Below are 18,182 nucleotides of genomic sequence, written 5' to 3'. Positions count from 1 at the left end.
AGAAAAGGGGGAAGCAATGATTTACGAGTATGTTTTAGTTTTTATAGGGGCTGCTACTCCATGGTTGGAAATTGCTCTCGTTATTCCATTAGGTATAATAAGAGGACTTTCGCCATTTTGGGTTATGGGCCTCTCATTTATTGGGAATTTACTTACAGTTATTCCAATTATAATCGGGTTTGAAAAATTTAAGATTTGGTTTGCTAAGCGTAATCAGAAAAAGGAAAAAGAAACTTCGAAGCGTACAAATCGTGGTAAAAAGATTTGGGATAAGTATGGTCTTCCAGGACTTGCTATGCTCGGTCCGATTTTAACGGGAACACATATTGCTGCCATTATCGGGATGTCGCTTGGTTCTGAGAAAAAGTGGGTTACACTGTGGATGATCATAAGTATTGGTGTCTGGACATTGATTTTTGGAATTGCTACTATACTTGGTTTAGATATCTTCCTTTAAAACTAAAGGACATAAGTGGGATAATCAGCTTGAACTCTATGGCCTAGGATACTTTTCATATATCTGTAAGTATTCATTTTTCGCTAAATCAAGTAAACTATCAAAGGAGCGAAGGACGTTTGAGTCATCTTTGCAAATCCCTTTTAAGCATTTATTTCTGATACTGTTGAGGACCAAATAGGAAAACAGGCGCTTTTGTTGCTATAAGTGTCGCATATATCTATAAGAGGATGTTCAAAAAGCCCGGTAAAAATGACACATCGAATTTCTCATGAATGCTTGCTTTTCCTACGTGCCAGATCGTTTGCTCACGTGTTAAAAGCATACGTTTAATAGAATTCTGCACCTCCGTCTACAAGCGTATTCGGTTTGAAGGGAATTCCTCGGTGCAAGCCATTCACTGAAGTAGGCTCGCCGCCTCGAACTTCTCGGTCCTTTTTATCCTCCTTTTTGAATACGCACTATAAGGACATGTAGGAGGTTATCACAGATCAAATCTATTTGCTTTGGACTACATAATCTCTTAATATATTACTAAGTATTCTCTGGGTTATTTACTTAGTAGTATACTTTATTTATCTTTGAAGTGTTATTGCGGTTTAGCTTATATAATGGCTGTGTTCTAGGGGGAGGGCTGCGGTTAATCGTCTTACCGAAAAGACTTTTTGTTTTTTTACTGCACTCACCATTGCCTACCGTAGATGGCTTGATGAACTAGGTGTGGAAAATGGGATAAGATAATTTGATGAAGACAAGCGTAATAAACGAGAAAAAAAGCGCTAATTTAGCAAAAGTCATTTTATTAACTTGAAATTTATTGAAAAGTTTGTTAGGATAGTATCAAATTAAAGGTCATATGTAACTGGCGAACGCGGATAACCGCGAGGGAGCATATGATATCGAATTGTCGTTCGCCTGGGCAGAGGTAAGGGGAGATGTCCCCTTACCTCTTTATGCTTATTAGGGGGCGATAGATATAGAATAAAATAGATTAAAAGCTATGATTGTTATGGATAAAACTATAACAGGAGCAGCTTCTGGAGAGAATGCAGGAACATGCAGCGCCGAAGGGTTCAAGATCTCAGGCAAAAGGACAGAAGAATAACAAGTGATTTTTGTTATTTTTATTGTTTATGAGATTGGGGCCACCAGTCTCTTTTTTTTATATCTTCTAAAGGAAAAATAATATGGATGAGGTGTTAACATGGAAAGAATTTTTAATTTCTCAGCGGGTCCATCTATGCTCCCACTGCAAGTGTTGGAAAAGGCTGGACAAGAATTGGTGAATTACAGAAATTCAGGGATGTCCGTGATGGAGTTGAGTCATCGTTCAAATCTTTTTACAGATATTATTACTGAAGCAGAACAATTGCTTAGAGAATTAATGGCTATTCCCGATTCGTATAAAGTACTTTTTATTCAAGGTGGTGCATCACAGCAATTTGCGATGGTACCGATGAACCTGCTTGGTAAAAATGGGAAAGCAGATTATGTCAATACTGGATCCTGGTCAAAGAAGGCAATTAAAGAAGCTAAGAAATTCGGTGATATTCGTGTAATCGCTACATCAGAAGAAGCTAATTTTACATATATCCCTGAAGTTGATCGGACTATGATTGATCCAGAAGCAGATTACGTGCATATTACAACAAATAATACAATCGAAGGAACGGCATATCAAGCGATTCCAGATACAGGTAATGTACCGCTTGTAGCTGATATGTCATCGAATATATTGTCAGATGAAATTGATGTATCGAAATTTGGTTTGATCTATGCTGGGGCACAGAAAAATATTGGGCCAGCAGGATTGACAGTTGTGATTATCCGTGAAGATTTAATTGGCGGTGCACAGGAAACTTGCCCGACGATGCTAGATTATAAGACACATAGTGAAAGTGGCTCATTGTATAATACGCCGCCAACATACGGGATTTATATGGCAAAACTTGTATTTGAATGGCTAAAAGATCTTGGTGGACTTAAGGAAATGGGAAAAATAAATCGTGAAAAGGCAAAAAAATTGTATGATGCCCTTGAAGAATCCTCTATGTTTTCATCACCAGTACGAAAGGATAGTCGTTCACTAATGAATATTCCTTTTGTTTCTGATTCACCAGATTTGGATGCTGCTTTTGTAAAGGAAGCAAAAACGAAAGGACTTGAGACATTGAAGGGCCATCGTTCTGTTGGAGGCATGCGCGCGAGTATTTATAATGCGATGCCAGTGGAGGGTGTTCAGTCATTGGTTACATTTATGAGCGATTTTGAAAATTACAACAAACAGAAAGAGGAGAGCAAATGAGCACATTAACATTAGACAAGGTTAAAACAATAAAGACACTGAATAATATTGCTGAAAATGGACTGAAGGTTTTTAAAGATGGGGAATATGCGATTGATAATGAAAGTGAAAATCCAGATGCAATTGTTGTTCGCAGTTTTAATATGCATGAGATGGAATTGAACAATAACTTAAAGGCAATTGCACGTGCTGGGGCTGGTGTGAATAATATTCCGGTTGATAAGTATACGGAACAAGGAATTGTAGTGTTCAACACTCCCGGAGCGAATGCAAATGCTGTAAAAGAAATGGTACTGACTGCATTAATGGCATCATCACGCAATTTATTTGCTGGTATTGAGTGGGTAAAGGGATTGCAAGGTAAAGGTGAAGAAGTTCCAAGCCTTGTGGAAGCAGGGAAAAAGCAGTTCGTCGGAAAAGAAATAAAAGGCAAGAAATTAGGTGTCATCGGTCTTGGCGCGGTTGGTGCACTTGTAGCAAACGATGCATTGGAATTGGATATGGATGTTATTGGTTTTGACCCATTTATTTCTGTGAATACAGCATGGGAACTTTCTCGTAATGTGCAGCGAGCGATGACGATGGATGAATTATTTGCAGAGGCTGACTACATTACCGTTCATGTACCTTTGACAGATGATACAAAAGAAATGTTCAATGAGAAAACATTCAATCTGATGAAACCTGGAGTACATATTTTAAACTTCTCCAGAGGTGAGCTTGCGAATGAAAATGATATGGAAGTGGCTTTGGAAAGTGGAAAAGTAGGTAAATATATTTCAGATTTTCCTAACGAGAAAGTATTGAATATGAAAAATGCAGTTCCAGTTCCACATCTTGGTGCTTCAACGAGTGAATCAGAGGAAAATTGTGCAATTATGGCTACTCGCCAGATCAAGGAATATCTTGAAACAGGGAACATTAAAAACTCAGTGAATTTCCCTAACGCATCCATTCCTTATACAGGGAAAAGTCGTGTGACAGCTTTTCATCGTAATATTCCTAACATGGTTGGTCAAATGAGTTCAGCATTTTCCCACAACCAATTGAATATAGCTGACATGATTAATAGAAGTCGTGGAGACTACGCATATACGATGATAGATATTGACAATGATGTTAATGGTGATGTTATTCATAGCTTAGAGGAAGAAATTAAAAAGATTGAAGGTATCATTACGGTACGTGTTATATAGTGAATAGCTTTATTTAGGCACTAAACCCATAGAAAGATGGGTTTAGTGCCTTTTTTTAATTATATTGCTACCGTCTGAGATCGCCCTAGGCGGATGCGCACCTTAGGCACGCCTCAGCCCCGAAGAGAAAATCACTCTTCTGCTGGTCTTCGGACACGTGCTATTCCTCAGGAGTCACCGCCCTCCGCTCACACAGAGCGGTCGCCGAAGTAGCTATTTTAGTTCGGATTTTATCTCGGGCTGCGAAGATTATTAAGCAACAATTCTTTTTGATAGGATGAGTAATCGCAGTCACAGCATTAATCAAAGAGCCTGTCTTTAAACCCCAGTTTCTGGATAAATTAAAAATAAGTGAAGAAGATAAAACGGAATAATAATTAGCAAATATTTACTGTATAAAAAAACTTTTTTTGTGTTAAAATGGGAACAGATGTTCAGAACGATTGTTCTTAAGGGGGATTTCACATGAAAAGGTTGTTTATCCGTTCGATCCAGAACAAAGAAAAGATTGTTATCTTCTATATAGATCAGGAAAACAAGGTGACACAACGATATATTCGAATAATAAGTATTCATGATCATTCTGTCTTAGCCTATTGTTATTATCGAAAAGGAGTTAGATCATTCCGGAAAGACCATATCCTTTCATGTGGACCAATAAAGAAAGGAGTAGGGGCTTAATTAATGAAGGACCGAGGAAGTATTAAATGGACTGCTATGATGCTACCTGAGCATATTCAGCTTCTGAATGATATGTGGGAGCAGAAGCAATATAAGGAAAGACCAATTTTAGATGAGCAACAATTAGAAGAAATAAACATGAAATTGCATTTGGCAATCCACAACAATTTATCAATAGAAACCACATATTACACTAAGGGTGATTATAAAAAGCTTGTTGGGAAGCTATTTAAAATTGATACGAGGGAATTCTTCATAAAAATTGATAATGATGAACGAACTAAAATTTATTTGAATGATATTTTGGATATTAAAGTTGAAACCTTCTAAAAAGTAAATCATAACATTTTTCATCAATATCACATGTGCGTTATATGGAATACAAAGACACATTTATAGAAAATAGATACTCCTGTCTATTCATTATTTCTATCTTTACATATTGTGTAGAGAAGGGAAGAAAGGGGGGAATGGAATGTCTATGTATCGAGGAAGAAGAGATCAACGTGATAATAGGATTAATGTTGATGACATATTAATTCGTGCAAATAGGGTCAATGTCATTGAGGATGAAAGGGATAGAAGAGACAGAAGAGACAGAAGAGACAGAAGAGACAGACATTGTTGTCATGATAGAAGAGATAGAGATGATGAAAGAAGATTAGTAATTAACGCTGACGATGTAACTATTCTTGCAGATGATGTATTTGTTGACGATGATGATCGTCAACACCATGGTTGTGGCTGCCGTCATAATAGACGCTAGTAATATCAAATCTAGAAGGCTTCCTATAATAGGAGGCCTTTTTTAATTCAAGTAAGTTATTTGTCAGAAATAATCGTATTTCTAAAAAAAGCGATAACTCCCTTGATATATTAATCATGTATTAAAAGTGCATTTCATTAAATTTTTAGAATTTTGGACGATGCCATACTATTTGGTAGCATTTTATCGACAATGGAATCTATTACCGCTTGAACACGATTAGTCATGTTTAAAGACGTTATTTCAAGTTTAATCCATTTTGACGAAACAAAGTATTACTTATAGGATATAAAGAGTGATTGATTATACGAAAAACAAATCAGGAGGTGGAAGCATCAATATTTCGGAAGTAGCAGAAAAGTTAAATGTAAATACGGCAGAATATCATTTCCGTAAGCCAAACAAAGATGACGGTGCAGATGTTTACAATCTTGTTAAACAGATTGGCAACCTAGATCTGAATTCATCCTATAGCTACTTGATGTGGTGTGAGATTTTTGCGGATACGTCAATCGTTGTTATTAGTAAAGAGACACATAAGGTTGTCGGCTTTATATCTGGATTTATTCATCCAGAACAGGCGGATACATTATTTATTTGGCAGGTAGCAGTTCATGAGTCTGAAAGAGGAAATGGATTGGCAACAAGGATGTTGCTGCAATTACTGGAGCGCACAACATGTGAAGATGTTCACTATGTGGAAGCTACTGTATCACCGTCAAATGAAGCATCGAAACGTTTATTCTTTGGTCTTGCAAGGAAATTTAATACAAATTGGAAAGTCAGTGATTATATTACAGCTCAAGATTTTCCGGAAACAGGGCATGAAGATGAGTTGTTATATAAAATTGGACCACTTGGAAAATAAATTAAATTAAAGGATGAGATCATGACAACTGCTGTGATTAGCAAAGACAAAATGAAAACATTTGAAGAAGTAGAATCTGCTGTAAGAAGTTACAGTCGTAGTTGGCCAACGGTGTTTGAGAAGGCTAAAGGATACAAACTATGGGATGTAGATGGCAAGGAATTTATAGACTTTTTTGCCGGAGCAGGTGCATTAAATTACGGACATAATCATGATGCCATGCAAGAAAAAATGATTGAGTATATTAAAGAAGATGGAATTTTGCATAGCCTCGACATGGGAACAACACCAAGAAAAGAATTTCTTGAGAAGTTCCGAGACACGATTCTTACACCTCGAAACCTCGATTATAAAATAATGTTTCCCGGACCAACAGGAACGAATACTGTTGAAAGTGCATTAAAGATTGCTAGAAAGGTAACAGGTCGAGATACAGTAATTAACTTTACAAATGCTTTCCATGGTATGACAATTGGTTCGCTATCTGTTACTGGTAATTCATTTAAGCGTCATGGCGCAGGAATTCCACTACACCACACATCAACAATGCCTTTTGATGATTATGTAGAGGGTCAGGATTCAATCGCATATATTGAGAAGTTTCTAGAAGATAATGGAAGTGGAGTGGCATTGCCTGCCGCAATTATCTTGGAAACCGTTCAAGGAGAAGGTGGCATAAATGCTGCTCGTATGGAATGGTTGAAAAAAATTGAGAGTATTTGTAAGCGCTGGGATATCCTCTTGATTATCGATGATGTTCAAGCAGGCTGCGGTAGAACTGGTACGTTCTTTAGCTTTGAACCTGCTGGAATTAATCCGGATGTTGTTTGTCTATCCAAATCAATTGGTGGTGCTGGTTTACCAATGGCAATAACCCTTATTAAGCCTGAATATGATCAGTGGGGACCTGGTGAACATAATGGAACATTCCGCGGAAATAACTTAGCATTTATTGCTGCCACAGAAGCTTTGAGCTTTTGGGATACAGATGAATTTGAGAAGAAAATAAATAACAATGCGACACTTTTAAGAGAAACGATTGATGGAATTATAGAAAAATTCCCTGAATTAAAAGGCGAAGCACGCGGAAGAGGTCTCATGCAAGGAATTGGCGTACATGTCGAGGGAATAGCGAATGAGGTATGTGCTGAAGCATTCAAACGCGGACTTATTGTTGAAACGTCAGGAGCAAAAGATGAAGTAATTAAGTTCTTGCCACCACTTATTATTGATGAAGCAGGGTTAAATAAAGGACTTGGTATTCTCATTGAAAGTATTGAGCACGTTCTATCAAAATAAAATAACAACTTATATATAATATACTATTATAGAAAAAAACTTACCAAAAAAGGGGAAAACGAATATGATCGTAAAATCACTTGATGAAATTATAGGAACAGAAGACCATACAAAAGGAAACACATGGGAGAGTCGCAGATTTATCTTAAACAAAGATAAAGTTGGATTTAGCTTGAACGATACAATTATTAAAGCGGGAACAGAAAGCTATTTCTGGTACAAAAACCATATTGAAGCGGTATATTGTATTGAAGGGGAAGGCGAAATTGAGAGCGTTGAAACTGGTGAAGTTTGGTCGCTTAAACCTGGATCCATGTATCTATTAAACGACCATGACAAACATAAATTACGCGCAACAACACAAATGCGTATGGTATGCGTATTTAACCCACCACTAGTAGGAACAGAAACACATAACGAAGAAGGATATTATCCATTACTAACAGAATAAAGGAAGCATGGGGACGGTTCTTTTGCTTCCTCAGTGAAAATAGACAATGGGATATTTGCAATTTAATAATTTAATCCTAATCAGAATACTCGCTATGAAAATACAGAACTCTGCTTGGACCGTCAACAGTCAAGTAGTAAAAGATGAATTAATATAAAAACCCTCTCCACTAAAACTTTAGTGCTGAGAGGGTTTTTTACTTGATTTTTTTATAATCTACATCTAGATTTTATAATAGTGTAAGAGATGAGCAAACTGAATTACCCATAAAAACCTTTTGGTCTGTTGGAAGCCGGGGCTGCTTGGCTTATCTTACTTTTATGAGCCAAAGAAAATGGACCTGCTAACCCTCTTGACCAAGAATACTATTATTCATACCTAGAACAAGCGAATACTTTCACCTTTTCTATTAAATTAACGAAGCAACAATATCCTCTTTATTATTAAATAGCTCTGCCCTTTCGAGTGTTTCCAATGATCCGTTTATATACAGATCTCCTTCAAGCCAATCTGCAGACTCAATTTTATCCGTATTATACACATAATATTTGGTGTTTAATATACTATCTCTGCTTTCAACGACTACATATCGGATTTTCCAATGTGCATCATCATAGATAAAATCAGCAACATTGCCCAACTTTCCATTATTTGCATGCACCCTGAATCCTATCACTTCATCTCCACTTCTTAAGTCATCTTCTGGGTTAACTGGATCGTACAGTGGCTCTGTTGTAGTTGGTTGCGGTGTTCGTATTAAATTTACGGTTGCCATCTGTCCTCCACCATAGATTACTGGATCTGCCAAATTTGGCCCCCATCCATAGTACTCCTCTAATCTTTGTTCAGTTTCTCTAGAAAGCTGTGATTCCTCAGGAACATCCGGGCTGTTTCGGACAGTTTCCTTATCATACTTCACTTCAAGTTTTTTCTCTTCCTCGTTAACCCCGACGAAAGAAGTAGGAGATAAAAGAACTTTTTTTCCTGGAAGCCATTTTCTTGTATCTATGCTTACGTATCTTAAATCCCATTTTTGATCATCAACGTATAAATCTTTAACTTTTCCAAGTTCTCCATCCGTAGCAACTATATTATAATCCTTTAATTGAGAAGTATAGAATAGCATCTAGCATTCCTCCTAAGATTGTTTACATATCTATACCCTGTCATACCTATTGATAAAACATAGATGCATCCTTCCTTGTCAAATAGAAGCAGGACTTCTCCCTCATAAGTAGCAATCTTCTGATCATTAACTCTTATTTTCTGAAACCTTGCAGGGATTATCTATATAAAAACCGAAGAAGTATATAAATGTATTTATAAAATGGAGGTATTGCTTTGAAGAAAAAATTAATTACCGTTGCTGTTGCAGGAACACTGGTATTAGGTGGGGGTTTTGTTGGATCTACTACTATAAATGCTGTTGGAAACGGTCCTTCGTATGGAGGAAATGAAACCATTAATACATCTATTCTTACTACCCATGATGAAATGGTTAACTTCCTTGAAAAACAAGATGCCAAGCAGGAACATATGGAGCTTGAAGTTATTGGAAAAACCGTAAAAGGAAGGGATATCCATCTGGTAAAATATATAACGGATCCAGATAATCCAACCATACTTTATTTAACTCAACAACATGGGAATGAGCAGTTGACAACGGAAGGTACACTGGAATTTATTAAGCACCTGGGCGCTGGTAAAACAAAAGGAATATTGGACGGTGTAAATATTCTAATTGTACCGATGCTTAATGCAGATGGAGCTATGGGGGATGTTAATTTTTCATTGGATGATTATATTGCAAGCGGAGACCGTAATTTGACCCGCTATAATGCAAACGAAGTCGATTTAAACCGTGATCATGTTGATAGAATTCAACCGGAAACACAGGCATTGCATAATAATGTATTAGGGAAATACGATATCGATTATATGATTGACCTTCATCACCAAGGAGCACAGAGTGAGCGTGATGGAGAACTAGTTTCTGGATCAATTCTATATCCAACGACAGAAAATGCAGATCCTAACCTTGTAGAGAAATCCAAACAATTAGGTGCAGTTGTATTCGACGAAATTGACCCAAAAGGCTGGGGACACTTAGGTAAATATAATGGCGGTTCTGCAGAAACAATCAGCAGAAACGGTATCGCAGTGGAATATGGGATTTCTACACTATTATTTGAGATGCGCGGTATGTCTGATCATTTCAATGATTCCTATGTGTTAGGTCAAAAGAGTAACGGCTATTTGATTAAACAAACTGTGAACACGTTAACTGCAACAGCTGAGGCAATTTCTAATGGTTCCATCGAAGAGAAAGATATCTCATTCTGGGATACACTTTCTTTTCAAAATACACGCTCATCAGAATAACTAATAGTACACAAAAATACACCGCTTCGACTTGGTCGAAGCGGTGTATTTTATAACTTATTAACTTTTCCTTATTAATGTAAATCAATTTTACTTATATAAAAGTTTTACAAACTGTAAGGAAGCAAAAGAACCGTCCCCATGCTTCTTTTTAGAATACTTTGTCACCGTTGAAGATGGAGTTTTTAACAACAACGTAGTCTACGTTACGTATTGCATTAAGTTTATCTCCGCCAGCGTAGGAGATGGAGGATTGGAGATCTTGTTCCATTTCTGTCAATGTATCTTGAAGCGAACCTTTGTGCTCAACATACATTTTCTTGCCTTCCACGTTTTTCTTTTCACCTTTTTGAAACTCGGAAGCTGATCCAAAGTATTCTTTAAAAAGCTTTCCGTCTTTTTCGAAAGTCTCTCCAGGAGATTCTTCGTGTCCGGCGAATAGGGAACCAATCATAACCATAGATGCACCAAAACGAACAGATTTAGCAATGTCACCATGTGTACGAATGCCTCCGTCAGCAATAATTGGCTTGCTTGCTGCTTTTGCACACCAGCGAAGTGCAGCCAATTGCCAGCCACCAGTACCGAATCCAGTTTTAATTTTTGTTATACATACTTTACCAGGACCGATACCGACTTTTGTCGCGTCAGCTCCGGCATGTTCTAACTCTCTTACCGCTTCAGGCGTTCCAACATTTCCTGCGATAACAAAACTCGCAGGGATTTGTTTTTTAATATGCTTTATCATTTTAATAACCGCGTTGGAATGACCATGCGCGATATCAATCGTAATATACTCAGGGGTTAGATTCTGAGCTGCTAATTGATTTACAAAATCATATTCTTCCTCTTTAATACCAACACTAATCGAAGCGAATAAATTACGTGACTGCATTTCTTGAATAAAAGATATACGCTTCTCTGGATTAAAACGATGCATGATGTAGAAATAATCATTTTCTGCTAAATAGGTTGCTACCTTTTCATCTATAATTGTTTGCATGTTTGCAGGAACAACAGGCAATTTAAATGTACGTCCGCCAAATTCAACTGTAGTATCACATTCAGAACGACTGTTCACTACACATTTTGCTGGAATTAGTTGAATATCTTCATAATCAAACACATTTTCCATGATATACACCCCTAAAAACGAATATTAAATAATCTAATTGGCAAATCATTCGCCTTTAGTAATTTAACTCATTCTTTCGTGAAAGTCAATATTTTTGCAGACTAGGTATAACCATCTGTTTCATAAAAAATACTTGCTATACAGAAAGTATACGTTATAATAATTAGTAATTAACAAAGTACAAATTACTTAAAAACTGGAGCGATTTAATGAGGTGAAAAGATGGCAAAGTTAAAAAACGAACAAGAGGCAATAGACAATTATGATTCAAACAAATATATAACACCGGATGGATATACAAGTGATATTGCAGTATTCACCATTATTTCAGAAAAAGATAACCGAGCAGGAGAAAGGAAAATAAAGGAACCGGGAAAAAAAGTGTTGAAAATTATGCTAATAAAAAGAGCAGAATTGGATGCGGAAGGGGAGCCGAATATTGAAGGAGAGAAATGGGCGCTTCCTGGCGGGTTTAACGATGGGAGTAAAAAAGAAACAGCTATTGATGCAGCTGCAAGAGAATTAGAAGAAGAAACAGGTGTACATGGATTATATTTAAAGCACTTTGGTGTTTATGATGAATTTGGAAGAGATAAGCGTGGGTGGATTATTTCTAATGCCCATTATGCGATTGTGCCAGAACAGCGCTTGAAAAAGCAAAAGGCTACTGATGATGCTGAAGAAGTTCAATTGTTTACGATGGAGGAAGTGTTCAAGCTGGATTTAGCATTCGATCATCGGAAGATTATTTCAGATGCATTAAAATTTATAGAAAAAGATTTAGTCGAAACAAAGGTTGCAAGAAACTTTCTACGAGAAGAGTTCACTTTATCGGAATTGCAGGGGGTGTTAATGACTGTTTCCAATAACCCAAGAATAACGAATAAATCAGTGTTCTTTACTAAGGTTCCTAAATTACCGTTTATTGAAAAGGTATTTGACGAGGAAGGGAATTTAAAAAAGACGGAAAGAAATTCTTTCAGGCCTTCTCAGTTATATAAATTTAATGATCTGGAAGTTGTAAAATCCATTTGGGAGTAAACTTTTCGCTGTATTAATTTGTAATATGGTAATTACTAATTTATAGGAGGGTGTTTTATATGTCTAAGAAAGTTTTATTAAATGTTGATTATACGAATGATTTTGTTGCTGATGATGGGGCATTAAGTTGTGGAAAGCCAGGGCAAAAGATTGAGAACTTTATGGTGGACATTACAAAAATTTTCATCGAAAATGGAGATTACGTAGTTTTTGCAATTGATAAGCATATAAAGGATGATGTGCATCACCCTGAAACGACACTTTATCCTCCTCATAACATTGTCGGTACAAAAGGAAGAGAACTTTATGGAAAACTAAATGACGTGTGGGAGAGAAATAAAAATAGTAACAATGTTTATTGGTTGGATAAGACGAGGTATTCGGCATTTGTAGGAACGGACTTACATTTAAAACTTTGCGAAAGAGAGATTGATGAAGTACATGTAGTAGGTTGCTGTACGGATATATGTGTTCTTCATACCGTAATAGATGCTTACGCACATGGCTATCGTATCGTTGTTCATGAAAAAGGGGTTGCTAGTTTTAATCAAACAGGGCATACATGGGCACTGGAGCACTTAAAAAATTGTTTGAATGCAGAAGTGGTAAAGGGAATAGATGGTTTATAAATTTAGGGAGGATTAAAATCATGACATATAAAGATGATAGTTTGGCACTGCACACAGATTTATATCAAATAAATATGGCAGAAACGTATTGGGAAGATCATATGCATAATCGAAGAGCAGTTTTTGATTTGTACTTTAGGAAATTGCCCTTTGGAAACGGATATGGCATATTCGCTGGATTAGAAAGAATCATTGATTACATTCAAAAGTTCCGGTTTAGTGAAAGCGATTTAATTTATTTAAAAGAAGAATTGGGATACGGCGATGATTTTATAGAGTACTTAAAGACAGTTCGATTTAACGGGACGATTAAATCCATGCGAGAAGGAGAGATTGTATTTGGGGATGAGCCGATTCTTCGCGTGGAAGCAAGTTTAGCGGAAGCACAATTGATTGAAACAGCTCTACTAAATATCGTTAACTATCAAACGTTAATTGCTACAAAAGCTTCCAGAATTAAACAAATCGTAAAAGATCAACCATTGATGGAGTTCGGAACAAGAAGAGCGCAAGAACTGGATGCAGCCTTGTGGGGGACGCGAGCAGCTTTTATTGGAGGATTTGATGCCACAAGCAATGTTAGAGCAGGCAAGTTATTCGGTATTCCTGTTTCAGGAACACACGCACACTCTATGATTCAAGCATATCAAGATGAATATAAAGCATTCAAGAAATATGCAAGGAGACATAAGGACTGTGTGTTTCTAGTTGACACATATGACACATTGAATTCGGGTGTTCCAAATGCAATCAAGGTAGCAAAAGAATTAGGAGATGAAATCAATTTTCTAGGTATTCGTTTAGATAGTGGAGATATGGCATATCTATCAAAAAAAGCTAGAAAAATGTTGGATGAAGCAGGATTTAACGATGCTAAAATTTATGCATCCAATAATTTAGATGAATCTACAATTATAAGTTTACAAGCACAAGAAGCGATGATTGATGTGTGGGGTGTTGGTACAAAGCTAATTACAGCTTATGATCAACCTGCTTTAGGAGCAGTATATAAACTGGTCGCGATAGAAAATGAAAATGGAGAAATGGAGGATACAATTAAAATATCGGCCAATCCCGAAAAAGTAACAACTCCTGGCATAAAGAAGATTTATCGTATTGTAAACATGATTAATAATCGTGCTGAAGGAGATTATATTGCAAGAGAAAATGAAAATCCAAATGAAGAAGAGAGATTGAAAATGTTTCATCCCGTCCACACCTATATTAGTAAGTTTATTACGGATTTCAATGCAGTTAACTTACACCATGATATATTTACAGATGGGAAATTAACTTATAATAAGCCTAACCTATCTGAAATCAAAGCATATTCGAACGAACAATTAGAGTTGTTTTGGGATGAATATAAACGAACAATTAATCCAGAAGAATATCCAGTTGATTTGAGTCAGAAAACATGGGACAACAAAATGAAAATTATTGAAGAAGTTAGAGAAAAAGTTAAGGAAACAATTTAAAATGAATCACAAGATAAAAAATTACTTTCAAGAATTGAACCCTGATAAAGACATCAGTGAGTTATTCCAGAGAGGTGCAAAAATAGGGATATACGGTTCTTCCTTTGATCCCATTACGAATGTTCATTTATGGACAGCATCGACAATAGCTCATCGTAAAAAACTAGATTTTACTATTTTTCTTCCTTCTTCTGGAAAAAGAAGAGATAAGAGATTGCAGACGAAGGAACATCAACGCGCAGAAATGGTTCAACTGGCCATCAAGGATAACCCTAAGTTTCTATTAGATACGTATGAATTCAGGTACGTTCCAGGTAAAAATTATACGTATTTTACGATGGAATATTTTAAGGAAATGCTTCCAGATGCAGAAATTTTCTTTATAATGGGAGCAGATCTATTAGTTGATATAGCAGCAGGTAAATGGATGATGGATGAAGAGCTGATCAGTTCGAATCAATTTATCATTATGGCACGTGAAAATATTGACATGTTAAGAATAATATCACGGTCGTCTTTATTACGAAACTTTGATGATGGTAGATTTCAATTGGTGGATAAAGGACTTTCCATGGAAATTAGTTCAACATATATAAGGGAAGAGTTTTCTCGTGGAGGGGAACCGAGATATTTATTGCCGACAAGTTGCTATACCTATATTAAACTCCATAAATTATATCAATAAAATTAATTTTAGGCTTATTAATAAAGACTGGAAAACTCTATTCATTTAGTGAAAGAATAAGCTAAAAAGAGAAGTATATGACAATCAGTAGGGGCGATTGATAGATGAAGGAACAGGGAGATTATCAAATCATACCTATCATAGTGGATGTTCCAACAAATTTAAAAACTATTAATTTCTATTTAATTAAAAGGAATCATTCCTTAGTATTAGTTGATGCAGGTCTTGATACTGATGATTGTTGGTATGCACTGCATCGAACATTAAGCGAGAATAATTTTTCGCTTCAGGATATAACGGAAATTGTTTTGACGCATAATCATGGTGACCATGTCGGATTAGTAAACCGAATCACCTCGCTGCAGCCTATCCCAATCTATGCACATAAGGACGCAATTCCTCGGTTGAAAAGAGACAATTCCTTCTTTGAAATGCGGGTTGATTTTTTTGCGGAATTATATAAAGAAATGGGTTGTGGAGACGCTGGAGATAAGCAAGTCAGCTATTTAAGGAAAGCCGTGTTAAAGGGGAGTAAGAATGCAATCCATTCTGAAATAGCTCCTATAGGAAGTAGTCACTTAAGATTTAAAATAATGCATGTACCTGGACATGCACCAGATCATATTGCTCTATATGATGAAACGGATCATATTCTGATTTCGGGTGATGTACTGCTGCATCATATTTCAAGTAATGCATTGATTGAACCTGACATTTCAGGTCACCGTATGCCGACATTAATCCAACATAAGCAATCAATCGAAGGAATCCTTGCATTATCCGTAAACCTTGTCTATCCCGGTCATGGTATTTTAATTGATGAGCCGGAGAGATTAATAAAAGCTAGATTAGCTAGTATTGAAAGAAAGGCAGCTCGATTAAAGGATCTTATTCAAGATGGTATCTCAACAGGGGCTGAGCTTGCTAAACACTATTATAAAAACCTTTATGACACCCAATTTTCACTCGTCATGTCAGAAATTATTGGACATCTCGACTATTTGGAGAATGAAAAACAAATTAACAGAGTAAAGATTGATGGTATTTGGCATTATCGTATTAATAACTAAGAATATCTAAAAAAGCAGCTATCCGCATACTCAGGGTATAGCTGCTTTCACAATGTCGTTGCTTCTAGAATAATGTTAGTTGGCTCTATATTGAATATTGCCACCAATAATTGTCATTTCTATGGCTGTTGTTAATAATTCGTCGGCATCATTCATTTTAAACGGATCCTTGGAATAGACAGTCATATCAGCTAATTTCCCTCTAGCGATTGTTCCTTTAATCGCTTCTTCGTTGGTCGCATATGCCCCCATCTCTGTAAATAATCGGAAAGCATCAAACATCGTTAATTTTTGTTCAGGATACCAGCCATGATGCGATTGTCCAGGTGCTTTTCTAGTAACAGCTGCATGAATTCCTAATAAGGGATCGATTGGCTCAACAGGTGAGTCTGACCCACCAGCACAAATAACACCAGCATGTTGCATTGTTTTCCAGGCATAAGCATGCTTCATTCGTTCTTTTCCAAGTCTTTCTTCAACCCATGGATAGTCACTTGCTAAAAAACGTGGTTGAATATCTGCAATCCTGCTTGGTTTTGCAAGACGATTAATTAGATCTTCACGCAACACTTGGACATGAATCAGGCGGTCTCTATGTGAAACGGTTGGGAACAGATCCAATATATCTAAAACATTTCCCAGTGCTTTATCACCAATTGTATGGACAGCTACAGGCATGGATAAATTACGTGCCTGTTTAATGATATCGTATATTGTTTCCTGGTCAAACATTGCCTCACCATAGTTTTCCGAATCATCATGATAAGGATCTGTTAATAAAGCGGTTCTTCTTCCAAAGGCACCATCTGCAAAAAGTTTCACTGCGCCAATTTGTAATGTTTCATTTCCATAGCCTGCATACATTCCCATATCTCTTAAGCACCCGAGAAAATCATGATTGATTAATAGATTGGTACGTAAACCGAGCAGTTCCTGGTTCAATAATTCATCATAAATCTGATAGGTTTGCGGTAATCCGCCCAGATAGAGAGGATCATTGGTATGAACACTTGTTAACCCTTTTTGCATTGCAAATTGGATCGTCTTTCTCATTGAATCTTTCAGCGTTTTATATGATTTTGCAGGAATATGTTGTTTAATCAAATCTGAGGCAGACTCCAGTAAAAGTCCGGATGGCTGCCCTGTCGTCTCATTAAGCACAATCTTCCCACCTTCTGGAACAGACATGGAAGGATGGTAATTGATATTCTCCAACGCTTTGCTATTGACAATGGCAGCATGCTGGCAAACTCTTGACAAATACAATGGATTATTGGGTGATACTTGGTTTAGTTCACTGATGGTCGGAATCCTTCCATCTGTAAACAGGTTCTCATCCCATCCGCCACCAAGTAACCATTCACCAGGAGGGAGTATTTTAGCCTGAAATTGAATTTTTTCCAGTACTTCCTGTTTCGTCGTAAGACCAGTTAGATCCAAATTAGTGAAATTTTGTGCAAGTAAAGAAAGATGAAGATGGCTATCGATCAATCCTGGTGTGACTGTATTCCCTTCCATATTAATAACTTCATGGTTAGATGTTCCCCAATGCAACAACATTGCCTCGTTCGTTCCCATATCGATAAAGCGACCATTTTCCACAACAACAGATTGAACGGCGGGCGTGTTTGGATTAAATGTATAAAATTGTCCGTTTGTAAAAATTTTCCTCATAATATAGATAACTCCTTCTAGAATGATGACTGTTAGGAAAATAAATATAGAATGTTTATGGGGCA

Annotated in this window: 18 protein-coding genes and 2 riboswitches; of the genes, 15 read left to right on the top strand and 3 right to left on the bottom strand. The window is 36.7% G+C overall.

Features of this window, described 5'->3' with window-relative positions; translation table 11 throughout:
• Positions 1 to 16 precede the first annotated feature (16 nt).
• The 9 genes from BV906_RS09210 (at position 17) to BV906_RS09170 (ending at position 8,023) form a co-directional block, all read left to right on the top strand.
• The gene (locus BV906_RS09210; protein ID WP_087973236.1) at positions 17 to 457 is read left to right on the top strand and encodes a small multi-drug export protein; all 441 of its coding nucleotides are present in this window, start codon (positions 17 to 19) and stop codon (positions 455 to 457) included.
• An 848-nt stretch (positions 458 to 1,305) separates the two neighbouring features.
• Positions 1,306 to 1,385, top strand: a riboswitch (ZMP/ZTP riboswitch).
• A gap of 99 nt (positions 1,386 to 1,484) precedes the next feature.
• A riboswitch (glycine riboswitch) is annotated at positions 1,485 to 1,564 on the top strand.
• A 97-nt stretch (positions 1,565 to 1,661) separates the two neighbouring features.
• The gene (serC, locus tag BV906_RS09205) at positions 1,662 to 2,762 is read left to right on the top strand and encodes a 3-phosphoserine/phosphohydroxythreonine transaminase (protein ID WP_087973235.1); all 1,101 of its coding nucleotides are present in this window, start codon (positions 1,662 to 1,664) and stop codon (positions 2,760 to 2,762) included.
• The gene (locus BV906_RS09200; RefSeq protein WP_087973234.1) at positions 2,759 to 3,958 is read left to right on the top strand and encodes a phosphoglycerate dehydrogenase; all 1,200 of its coding nucleotides are present in this window, start codon (positions 2,759 to 2,761) and stop codon (positions 3,956 to 3,958) included. Before serC ends, BV906_RS09200 begins: the two co-directional genes overlap by 4 nt.
• A gap of 465 nt (positions 3,959 to 4,423) precedes the next feature.
• Complete coding sequence (locus BV906_RS09195) at positions 4,424 to 4,639, top strand: hypothetical protein (RefSeq protein ID WP_087973233.1); 216 nt, start codon at positions 4,424 to 4,426, stop codon at positions 4,637 to 4,639.
• Positions 4,640 to 4,642: 3 nt separating this feature from the next.
• Positions 4,643 to 4,969 carry a YolD-like family protein gene (locus tag BV906_RS09190; protein ID WP_087973232.1) on the top strand — a complete coding sequence of 109 codons (327 nt, stop codon included), beginning with the start codon at positions 4,643 to 4,645 and terminating at the stop codon, positions 4,967 to 4,969.
• Positions 4,970 to 5,114: 145 nt separating this feature from the next.
• Entirely contained in the window at positions 5,115 to 5,405 is a 291-nt protein-coding gene (locus tag BV906_RS09185) for a hypothetical protein (RefSeq protein ID WP_087973231.1), read from the top strand.
• 295 nt (positions 5,406 to 5,700) lie between these two features.
• Positions 5,701 to 6,273, top strand: coding sequence for a diaminobutyrate acetyltransferase (gene ectA, locus BV906_RS09180; protein ID WP_342744371.1), 573 nt, complete (start codon positions 5,701 to 5,703; stop codon positions 6,271 to 6,273).
• A 21-nt stretch (positions 6,274 to 6,294) separates the two neighbouring features.
• Positions 6,295 to 7,572, top strand: a complete 1,278-nt coding sequence (gene ectB / locus BV906_RS09175; protein ID WP_087973230.1) for a diaminobutyrate--2-oxoglutarate transaminase — start codon at positions 6,295 to 6,297, stop codon at positions 7,570 to 7,572.
• Between the two features lie 64 nt (positions 7,573 to 7,636).
• Positions 7,637 to 8,023, top strand: coding sequence for an ectoine synthase (locus BV906_RS09170; protein ID WP_087973229.1), 387 nt, complete (start codon positions 7,637 to 7,639; stop codon positions 8,021 to 8,023).
• Positions 8,024 to 8,432: 409 nt separating this feature from the next.
• Here BV906_RS09170 and BV906_RS09165 read toward each other — a convergent pair whose 3' ends face one another.
• Positions 8,433 to 9,149: a PRC-barrel domain-containing protein gene (locus BV906_RS09165; RefSeq protein WP_087973228.1), complete on the bottom strand. Its 717-nt coding sequence runs from the start codon at positions 9,147 to 9,149 to the stop codon at positions 8,433 to 8,435.
• Positions 9,150 to 9,364: 215 nt separating this feature from the next.
• On the opposite strand from BV906_RS09165, the gene BV906_RS09160 reads away from it, so the two are divergent.
• Positions 9,365 to 10,405 (top strand): M14 family zinc carboxypeptidase, encoded by a 1,041-nt coding sequence (locus tag BV906_RS09160; protein WP_087973227.1) that lies wholly within the window; start codon positions 9,365 to 9,367, stop codon positions 10,403 to 10,405.
• Between the two features lie 151 nt (positions 10,406 to 10,556).
• Here BV906_RS09160 and guaC read toward each other — a convergent pair whose 3' ends face one another.
• Complete coding sequence (guaC, locus tag BV906_RS09155) at positions 10,557 to 11,540, bottom strand: GMP reductase (protein WP_087973226.1); 984 nt, start codon at positions 11,538 to 11,540, stop codon at positions 10,557 to 10,559.
• A 222-nt stretch (positions 11,541 to 11,762) separates the two neighbouring features.
• Here guaC and BV906_RS09150 point away from each other — a divergent pair, with 222 nt between their 5' ends.
• The 5 genes from BV906_RS09150 (at position 11,763) to BV906_RS09130 (ending at position 16,443) form a co-directional block, all read left to right on the top strand.
• A complete protein-coding gene (locus BV906_RS09150; protein ID WP_087973225.1) occupies positions 11,763 to 12,581 on the top strand; it encodes an NUDIX domain-containing protein in 819 nt (272 codons plus the stop codon).
• Between the two features lie 59 nt (positions 12,582 to 12,640).
• Positions 12,641 to 13,210: a cysteine hydrolase family protein gene (locus BV906_RS09145; protein ID WP_087973224.1), complete on the top strand. Its 570-nt coding sequence runs from the start codon at positions 12,641 to 12,643 to the stop codon at positions 13,208 to 13,210.
• Positions 13,211 to 13,230: 20 nt separating this feature from the next.
• Positions 13,231 to 14,688, top strand: a complete 1,458-nt coding sequence (locus BV906_RS09140) for a nicotinate phosphoribosyltransferase (protein WP_087973223.1) — start codon at positions 13,231 to 13,233, stop codon at positions 14,686 to 14,688.
• Between the two features lies 1 nt (position 14,689).
• The gene (nadD, locus tag BV906_RS09135) at positions 14,690 to 15,373 is read left to right on the top strand and encodes a nicotinate (nicotinamide) nucleotide adenylyltransferase (RefSeq protein ID WP_087973222.1); all 684 of its coding nucleotides are present in this window, start codon (positions 14,690 to 14,692) and stop codon (positions 15,371 to 15,373) included.
• A gap of 104 nt (positions 15,374 to 15,477) precedes the next feature.
• Positions 15,478 to 16,443, top strand: a complete 966-nt coding sequence (locus BV906_RS09130; protein ID WP_087973221.1) for an MBL fold metallo-hydrolase — start codon at positions 15,478 to 15,480, stop codon at positions 16,441 to 16,443.
• Positions 16,444 to 16,518: 75 nt separating this feature from the next.
• Here the strand turns inward: BV906_RS09130 and BV906_RS09125 are convergent, their stop codons facing one another.
• A complete protein-coding gene (locus BV906_RS09125; protein ID WP_087973220.1) occupies positions 16,519 to 18,117 on the bottom strand; it encodes an amidohydrolase in 1,599 nt (532 codons plus the stop codon).
• Positions 18,118 to 18,182: the final 65 nt, after the last annotated feature.

The organism is Oceanobacillus rekensis (genome assembly GCF_002153375.1).
Taxonomy (GTDB): Bacteria; Bacillota; Bacilli; order Bacillales; family Amphibacillaceae; genus Oceanobacillus; species Oceanobacillus rekensis.
Note: the sequence above shows the minus strand (reverse complement) of the source record. Positions and strands in the feature narration are given on the sequence as shown.